This window comes from Leifsonia sp. NPDC058292, assembly GCF_042880955.1.
In the GTDB taxonomy this organism is placed as follows: Bacteria; Actinomycetota; Actinomycetes; order Actinomycetales; family Microbacteriaceae; genus Leifsonia.
The window spans coordinates 19,882-27,400 of record NZ_JBHVYL010000039.1 but is presented as its reverse complement, the minus strand read 5'-3'; the positions used below and the strand labels follow the sequence as shown (position 1 = coordinate 27,400).

At 71.1% G+C, this 7,519-nt stretch carries 6 protein-coding genes; 1 reads left to right on the top strand and 5 read right to left on the bottom strand.

From position 1 onward, the window contains the following. Nucleotides 1-50: 50 nt before the first annotated feature. Entirely contained in the window at nt 51-1,703 is a 1,653-nt protein-coding gene (locus tag ACFVWR_RS16535) for a DEAD/DEAH box helicase (RefSeq protein WP_387214550.1), read from the bottom strand. 285 nt (nt 1,704-1,988) lie between these two features. Here ACFVWR_RS16535 and ACFVWR_RS16530 point away from each other — a divergent pair, with 285 nt between their 5' ends. After that, nucleotides 1,989-4,220, top strand: a complete 2,232-nt coding sequence (locus tag ACFVWR_RS16530; protein ID WP_387214547.1) for a HelD family protein — start codon at nt 1,989-1,991, stop codon at nt 4,218-4,220. A gap of 187 nt (nt 4,221-4,407) precedes the next feature. Here ACFVWR_RS16530 and ACFVWR_RS16525 read toward each other — a convergent pair whose 3' ends face one another. The 4 genes from ACFVWR_RS16525 to ACFVWR_RS16510 form a co-directional block, all read right to left on the bottom strand. Then, entirely contained in the window at nt 4,408-5,073 is a 666-nt protein-coding gene (locus ACFVWR_RS16525; RefSeq protein ID WP_387214544.1) for a DUF1684 domain-containing protein, read from the bottom strand. Then, nucleotides 5,070-5,603, bottom strand: coding sequence for a hypothetical protein (locus tag ACFVWR_RS16520; protein ID WP_387214541.1), 534 nt, complete (start codon nt 5,601-5,603; stop codon nt 5,070-5,072). Before ACFVWR_RS16520 ends, ACFVWR_RS16525 begins: the two co-directional genes overlap by 4 nt. Before the next feature lie 81 nt (nt 5,604-5,684). Next, the gene (locus ACFVWR_RS16515; protein WP_387214538.1) at nt 5,685-6,971 is read right to left on the bottom strand and encodes an RNA polymerase sigma factor; all 1,287 of its coding nucleotides are present in this window, start codon (nt 6,969-6,971) and stop codon (nt 5,685-5,687) included. Continuing rightward, nucleotides 6,968-7,387 carry a YciI family protein gene (locus ACFVWR_RS16510; protein WP_387214535.1) on the bottom strand — a complete coding sequence of 140 codons (420 nt, stop codon included), beginning with the start codon at nt 7,385-7,387 and terminating at the stop codon, nt 6,968-6,970. Before ACFVWR_RS16510 ends, ACFVWR_RS16515 begins: the two co-directional genes overlap by 4 nt. Between the last annotated feature and the right edge of the window lie 132 nt (nt 7,388-7,519).

Genomic DNA, 7,519 nt, shown 5'->3' with positions numbered 1-7,519 from the left:
TGCGCGACCTGAGTCACGCATCCCGCACCTGAGCTGTTCTGCGGCGTGTGTCAGCCGCGTGCGCGGCGCGAGCCGTTGCCGCGCTGCGTGCTGCCGCCGACGAGGCTTCCGACGCGCATACCGCCGCCGTTGCCGCTGTTACCGGCACCGCGTCCGCCGTTGCCGCCGCGCGCTGCGCCGCCCTGCTTGGCTCCCGAGCCGCCGGCCGAAGAGCCGGTGCTGGTGGATGCGGTGGCCGCACGCCCGGACCGGTCGCGACGCGGCCGCCCGGCGTTGTCGCCGCCACGTCCGCCGCCCGCACCGCCGTCGCGCACCGCGCCGTCGCGCACCGCGCCGCTGCGCCCGCCGCCGTTGCCGCCGCGAGTGCCGTTGCCGCCCTCGCCGCCACGCCCGCCGTCACCGCGGCGTCCGCCGCCGTTGCCGGCACCGTCGCGCGCGGCGCGCTTGCGCTGAGCGTTCGCGCCCTGCGAGCGCCCGCCGCCACCGCCGGCGCGCTGGGTCTCGTCGCGCGGGGCCGGCTTCACGTAGGCAGCCGTCTCTCCGACGAGTTTCGAGACCGGCGCCGAGGTGGCCTCGACGGTCTGCGGCTGAACGGCGATGGCCGCCTTGCGCAGCAAAACCTTCACGTCCGAGCGCTGGCTCGGAAGCATCACGGTGACGACGTCACCGGCACTGCCGGCTCGGGCCGTACGACCCGAACGGTGCAGGTACGCCTTGTGCTCCATGGGCGGGTCGACGTGCACGACCAGCTCCACGTTGTCGACGTGGACACCACGGGCGGCGACGTCGGTCGCCACCAGCACGCGCACATCCCCGGCGCCGAACGCGGCGAGGTTGCGGTCGCGGGCGACCTGCGAGAGGTTGCCGTGGAGGTCGACCGCGGGGATGCCCGAAGCGGTGAGCTGCTTGGCGAGCTTCTTGGCGTGGTGCTTGGTGCGGGTGAAGAGGATGCGGCGGCCCATGCCCGAAGCGAGCTTCTCGACCAGGTCTTTCTTGCCTTCGAGGCTTTCGACCTCGAACACGTGGTGGGTCATCGCGTCGACGTGGCTGGTGGCCTCGTCGACCGAGTGCAGAACCTCGTTCTGCAGAAAGCGCTTGACGATCTTGTCCACGCCGTTGTCGAGCGTCGCCGAGAACAGCAGACGCTGACCGCCGGACGGGGTCTTGTCGAGGATGCGCGTGACGACGGGCAGGAAGCCCAGGTCGGCCATGTGGTCGGCTTCGTCGAGCACGGTGATCTCGACCGCATCCAGGCTCACGAAGCCCTGCTTCATGAGGTCTTCGAGGCGGCCGGGGCAGGCGACGACGATGTCGACGCCGTCACGGAGCGCAGCGACCTGTCGCTGCTGGGAGACGCCGCCGAAGATGGTGGTCGACTTGAGACCGTAGGCGTCGGCGAGGGGCTGCATCGCGGCCGAGATCTGGGTGGCGAGCTCGCGGGTCGGCGCGAGCACCAGGCCGAGCGGGCGCCCGGAACGGCGCTTGCCGCCGGCGAGCTTGCCGCCGAGGCGCGCCACCATGGGCAGCGCGAACGCGATGGTCTTGCCCGAGCCGGTCTTACCGCGGCCGAGCACGTCGCGCCCGGCGAGAGTGTCGGGCAGGGTGTCGGCCTGGATGGGGAAGGGCTCGGTCTTACCGTCGGCTGCGAGCACGGCGACGAGCGGCGCGGGTACGCCGAGGGAGGAGAAAGTCTGTTCTGACAAAGTGGTGGTGCCTTTCGGGGCATCGTGACCCCGGGCAGCTTCAGGCCGCGTTCTGGCGGGCTGTGCTCGGGGTGGAAATGGCGAAGGTGCCAGGTGGCACGATCGTTCGCCGTAGAAAAAGTCGACGCTCACGGGGCGGTTGCCCGGCGCGGCGCGAGGTGCGTTCTGCGACGCAGGGAGTCCCTCATGGACTCGCAAGTGGTATCAGTCTACAGGATCGCCCTCCGAGTGTCTTCCAGGCTGGAGGAAGTAGACTGTCGGCCCGTCATCGAGAGGGTGGTCTGCGTGCTGGAATCGGAACTCGAACGGGAACGCAACATCGTCGCCGGGCTGTACTCCCGGCTGGATACCTTGCGGGCCGAGACCGAGCAGAGACTCACTCGCGTGCGCCGCGAAAGCGTCGGCAGCAACCATCAGGCTCGCAGTGAGCGGGATGCGTTCGCCCGGCTCTACGAAGACCAGCTGGGCCAGCTGCGGGAGGTCGATTCGCGTCTCGTGTTCGGGCGCCTGCTGCTCGAGCATCCTGTCGACGGCACCGCGCACCGCTACATCGGCCGCATCGGGCTGCGTGACGACGACCAGCGGTCCCTGCTCATCGATTGGCGGGCGCAGCAGGCGAGCGCGTTCTATCAGGCGACGGCGAACGAGCGGATGGGCGTCCGCGCGAGGCGGCACCTCACCATGACCGGGCGCCAGGTCGTCCGCGTCGACGACGAGGTGTTCGACGAGGAGCTGCTGAGCGGCTCCGGCGGAGTGGACGGCGACGGTTCGGAGGTCATCCAGGGCGAGGGCGCCCTGATGGCGGCGCTCACGAGCCAGCGCACCGGCCGGATGCACGACATCGTCGCGACCATCCAGGCGGAACAGGATCGCATCATCCGCTCCGATCTTCGGGGTGCGCTCGTGGTGCAGGGCGGACCGGGCACCGGCAAGACCGCTGTGGCGCTGCACCGCGCCGCCTACCTGCTGTACTCGAATCGCCAGCGGCTGAGCACCTCGGGCGTGCTCGTGGTCGGCCCGTCGGTGGCGTTCCTGCGCTACATCGAGGCCGTGCTGCCGTCGCTCGGTGAGACCGGTGTGGTCATGCAGACCCTCGGCGAGCTGTTCCCAGGAGTCGAGGCCACGGCCGACGACGAGCCGGAGGCCGCACGGCTGAAGGGGTCGGCCCAGATGGCCCGGCTGCTGTCGCGTGCCGTCCATTCCCGGCAGAAGGTTCCGGCCGAACCGCAGACCGTCGAGATCGACGGCGAACGTCTCGTCGTCGAGCCCGACCTGATCGCCCGCGCCATCGCCCGAGCCCATCGTGGTGGAAAGCCGCACAACGTCGCCCGGGTGACGTTCGTGAAGCAGGCGCTCAGCGAGCTGACCGACAAGCTAGCGGCGCAGTTGCGCGCGAAGGGGTCGACCATCGACGACGCCGACCTCAAGGTGCTGCGCGAAGACCTCCGCACCTCCTACGACGTGCGCGTGCTGTTGAACACCGCGTGGCTTCCGCTGACGCCCGAGAAGCTGATCCAAGACCTGTATGCGCGGCCCTCGTGGCTTGCCGAGCTGACCCCGCGGTGGACGGATGCGCAGCGCGCGGCACTGCGCCGCGACAGGTCGGAGCCGTTCACGGTCGGCGACGTTCCGCTGCTCGACGAGGCCGCAGAACTGCTGGGCGATTTTCCCGGGAGGGCGGATCCCGGCGCCCGCGAGCGGGACCGCCAGCGCAAACGGGACATCGAGAACGCGAAGGCGGCCATCCGCAACATGGGCGTCGAGGGCCTCGTGAGCGCCGAACAGCTGGCCGACGGGTTCGCCGAGCAGGTCGACACCGGAACCACTGCCGAGCGCGCCGCCGCCGACCGGTCGTGGACGTACGGCCACGTCGTGGTGGACGAGGCCCAGGAGCTCTCCCCGATGCAGTGGCGGGTGCTGCTGCGGCGCTGCCCGATGAAGTCGTTCACGATCGTCGGCGACATCGCCCAGGTCGCGTCACCGGCGGGCGCCACCAGCTGGGCTTCGACACTGAACCCGCTGTTCAAGGATGCGTGGCGTCTCGAAGAGCTGACCGTCAACTACCGCACCCCGGCGCAGATCACGCGCGAGGCCGAGCGTCTCGCCGAGGCCGCCGGGCTGCCCATCACGCCGACGCGGGCCGTGCGGGAAGGGGACTGGCCCATCCGTCGCGTCGCGGCGAACGGCTCCGGTCTGGCGGATGCGGTCGCGCTCGCCGTGGAGGAGGACCGCGCGATCGACTCGTCGGGCACGGTCGCCGTGATCGCTCCGGCTTCCCACGTCGACGCCGTCGCGGTAGCCGTGTCGGAGAGGTTCGGCGACCACGCGGCCCGCGGCGCGATCGGGCTCTCCCGCCCGATCGCCGTGCTGACCGGGTTCGAGGCGAAAGGTCTCGAGTTCGACTCCGTCGTGCTCGCCGACCCGGATGCGCTCGTCGCCGAGTCCCCGAACGGCGCCGCATCCCTCTACGTCGCCATGACGAGGCCGACCCAGCGCCTCACCCTCGTCACCCGCTGACCGCGCGCGCTCGCTGCTCGCGTCGCTCGTCGCCCGCGTCGCGCGTCGCAATCTCATCCAGGGGTCCCAACACGCCGTTGGAGGGGTGGTCTTGACGGCGTGTTGGGACCCCTTGATGAGGTGGGGCCGGGCGGGCGACGCGAGGTGGGGCCGGGCGAGCACCGCACCGCACCGCGAGGGGGCAGCCTCAGACGCCGGCGTAGCGCTCGCCGACGGGGATCTCGATGGGGAGCGTGTTGCCGGCCTGGGCGAGGGGGCAGGCCCAGGCCGGGTCGTAGGCGCAGCTCGGGTTGTAGGCGAAGTTGAAGTCGAGCACGAGCGTAGCCTCGCCGTCGGTCGCGTCGATGCCGAGGTCCGCACCCTTCACGGTGTCGATGAGGTAGCGGCCGCCGCCGTAGGTTCCGCCCGGCCGCCCGGCGAGCGCCTCCTTGATCGGCACGAACAGGCCGCCGCCGTAGGAGGCCAGCCGCCACACGTCGAGGGTGCCCGCCAGAGGAACCCGCACGGTGCCCAGCAGGTCGAACGGCACGACTCCGTCTGTGCCGGTGTCCACATCCATGCGGCGGGGGTCGGCTGCCGGGGTGATGGGAAGCTCGAAGCGCCAGTCCGGGTCGTACGCGACGACCGGGAGTCCGGTGAATCCGGCGCGGTCCTCCTCGAGCAGCGGGCTGGCCGGATGCGAGGCGAAGAGGTCGTTGCGGCATGAGATCCAGTGGGCGTGAGCCGTGGCGGGGTCTGTCGCCGCGAGCTGCCGAACGGAGGCGTACATCCCGAACACCCGGCGTCGCCAGTCGGCGGTCTGCACGGCTGTGACGGCGCGGTCGCCGGTGGTGGCGGATGTCTCGGTTGTCATCGGGGGTCCTCCGGGGTTTCGGGCTGGGGCGGGTCGTACGCCCAGGTAGGCGCGAGCTGGCGCATCCTGAGGCCGCGCCACTGCCAGAACGCCCACAGGGTGTACCAGGCGAGCGGGGTGAGAACGCCGGCGCGCACCTCGAGTTTGTCGCGGTAGAGCGTGCGCAGCCGGCCGTCGGCGTCGGGGCCGGCCGGGTCGGGCGCGACGGCCATCCTGTGGTCGAGATGAGGGATCGCCGCGAGCAGTCCGCCGGTGCCGCCTCCGCTGTCGCGAAGCATGCGCACGCCCGGCTCCCGCGCGCCGGTGCGGGTCAGGCGGATGGCCTGAGTTCCGACCGTCACGGCGCCGAGCGCTCTCACGCGCACGTCGTAGTGCGCGTCTCCCCAGACGGTGGGCAGCGCGGTGTCGGGATGCTCCGGCCGGAAGTCGAGCCACGGCAGGGCGACCTCGCGAAAAGCTGTCGGGCTCTGCAGGGCGCGCCAGGCTGCATCCGGGTCGCAGTCCAGAACGAACTTCAACAGCACGCGCATGTGCTCAGTCTCGCGCATCCGTTCGGCCGTGGCGCGAAAGATCCGCCGATTGTCAGCAGTCCGTCTGGCGCCTGGAGGGCGTCAGCACTCGGCCGCGCGAGCGAGCAGGAGCGCGCGTTCGCGCTGGTTGGAGGTGAGTGCCGCCGCGCTCTCGAATTCGCGGCGAGCTTCGGGCAGCCGCCCCAGCCGCACGAGGAGGTCGGCGCGCACGCTCGGCAGCAGGTGGTAGCCGGCGAGAGCGCCTTCGATCACGAGCCGGTCGACGACGTCGAGCGCGGCTTCGGGGCCGTAGGCCATCGAGAGAGCCACTGCACGGTTGAGGTCGATGACGGGCGACGGGATGAGCTCGGCGAGGGCGCTGTACAACGCCACGATCTCCTCCCAGTCGGTGTCGGCGGCGGTGGGCGCCGTGGCGTGACAGGCCGCGATCGCCGCCTGCAGCGCGTACGGTCCGCGACCTCGGGCCAGGCGCTCTGAGCGTGCGAGAGCGTCGACGCCACGGCCGATGAGGATGCGGTCCCACCGCGCCCCGTCCTGGTCTTGCAGCAGCACCGGCTCACCGGCGGGCGTGGTTCGCGCGCCGAGGCGGGAGGCTTGGAACTCCATCAGCGCGACCAGCCCGTGCACCTCGGGCTCGCGCGGGGTCAGCTCGGCGAGCACGCGCCCGAGACGCAATGCCTCCTGGCAGAGGCCGGGGCGCATCCAGTCGTCGCCGGCGGTGGCCGAGTATCCCTCGTTGAAGATGAGGTAGATGACCTCGAGCACCGATTCGAGTCGCGCCGCGAACTCTGTGCGGTCGGGCACTTCGAACGGCACGCGAGCGGCCGCGAGCGTGCGCTTCGCCCGCGAGACGCGCTGACCGATCGTGGTCGGCGGTGCGAGGAAGGCGCGCGCGATCTCCTCCGTCGACAGTCCGCCGAGCAGTTTGAGGGTCAGTGCCACCCGAGACGGTTTCGTGAGCACCGGGTGGCAGGAGATGAACACGAGGCGCAGCAGGTCGTCGTCGATCGACTCCTCGACGGCCCGGGCGGGGTCGTCACGCCCCTGCTCCTGTTCCAGATCGTGGGCGAGCTTGGCGTACCGCTCGCCGAGGCGTTCCTGCCGCCGCCAGCCGTCGATGGCGCGGCGTTTGGCGACCGCGGTGAGCCAGGCGCCGGCGTTGCGGGGCACGCCGGTCTCCGGCCACTGTTCGAGCGCCGCGACGAGGGCATCCTGTGCGAGCTCTTCTGCGACCCCCACGTCACCGACGACGCGCGCAAGCACGGCGATGAGCTTGCCCGACTCGATGCGCCAGACCGCCTCGACGGCGCGCCGGGCCTCCGCCGTGTCGTGCTCGCGGCGGCCCGGTCGTGGTGGGGCGTCTGTCACGCGGTGCGCTCCTCACCGCCGCCGTCGCGCCACTGCTGCTCCATCTGCACGTATTCGTTGTCCTGGTCGAACTCGGAGAGCTCGAACACCCGGCGCACCTCGACGGCGCCACTGGTGAGGGGGATGCGGCGCGCCCACTCGAGCGCCTCCTCGCGGCTGGCGGTCTGGATGATCCAGAAGCCCGCGATCAGCTCCTTCGTCTCGGTGAAGGGGCCGTCGGTGACCTCGCGGTCGTCTCCGCGGTAGTCGATCCTCGCCCCCTCGGCGCTCGGCGTCAGACCTTCGCCCGCGAGCAGCACGCCGGCCTTGATGAGCTCTTCGTTGTAGCGGCCCATGGCGTTCAGGTCTTCTTCGCCGGCCGCGCCGGTGGCTGCCTCGGTCTCTTCGGTTGCCTTGAGGATGAGCATGTACTTCATCGTGTCGTCTCCTGTGTCGGTCGGGGTCGTGCCGGTCTGGGCGTATCGTCCATCACCTTCACGTCGAACGGGCGAGCCGGTTTTCGACAGCTCGCGCGACATCCGTCGGCGCCGAGCGTGCTGCGCTCAGTC

Coding starts and splice junctions, on each gene's coding strand:
- ACFVWR_RS16525 (WP_387214544.1), bottom strand. CDS start 5,073: ATGACAACCGAGACATCCGCCACCACCGGCGACCGCGCCGTCACAGCC.
- ACFVWR_RS16520 (WP_387214541.1), bottom strand. CDS start 5,603: ATGCGCGTGCTGTTGAAGTTCGTTCTGGACTGCGACCCGGATGCAGCC.
- ACFVWR_RS16510 (WP_387214535.1), bottom strand. CDS start 7,387: ATGAAGTACATGCTCATCCTCAAGGCAACCGAAGAGACCGAGGCAGCC.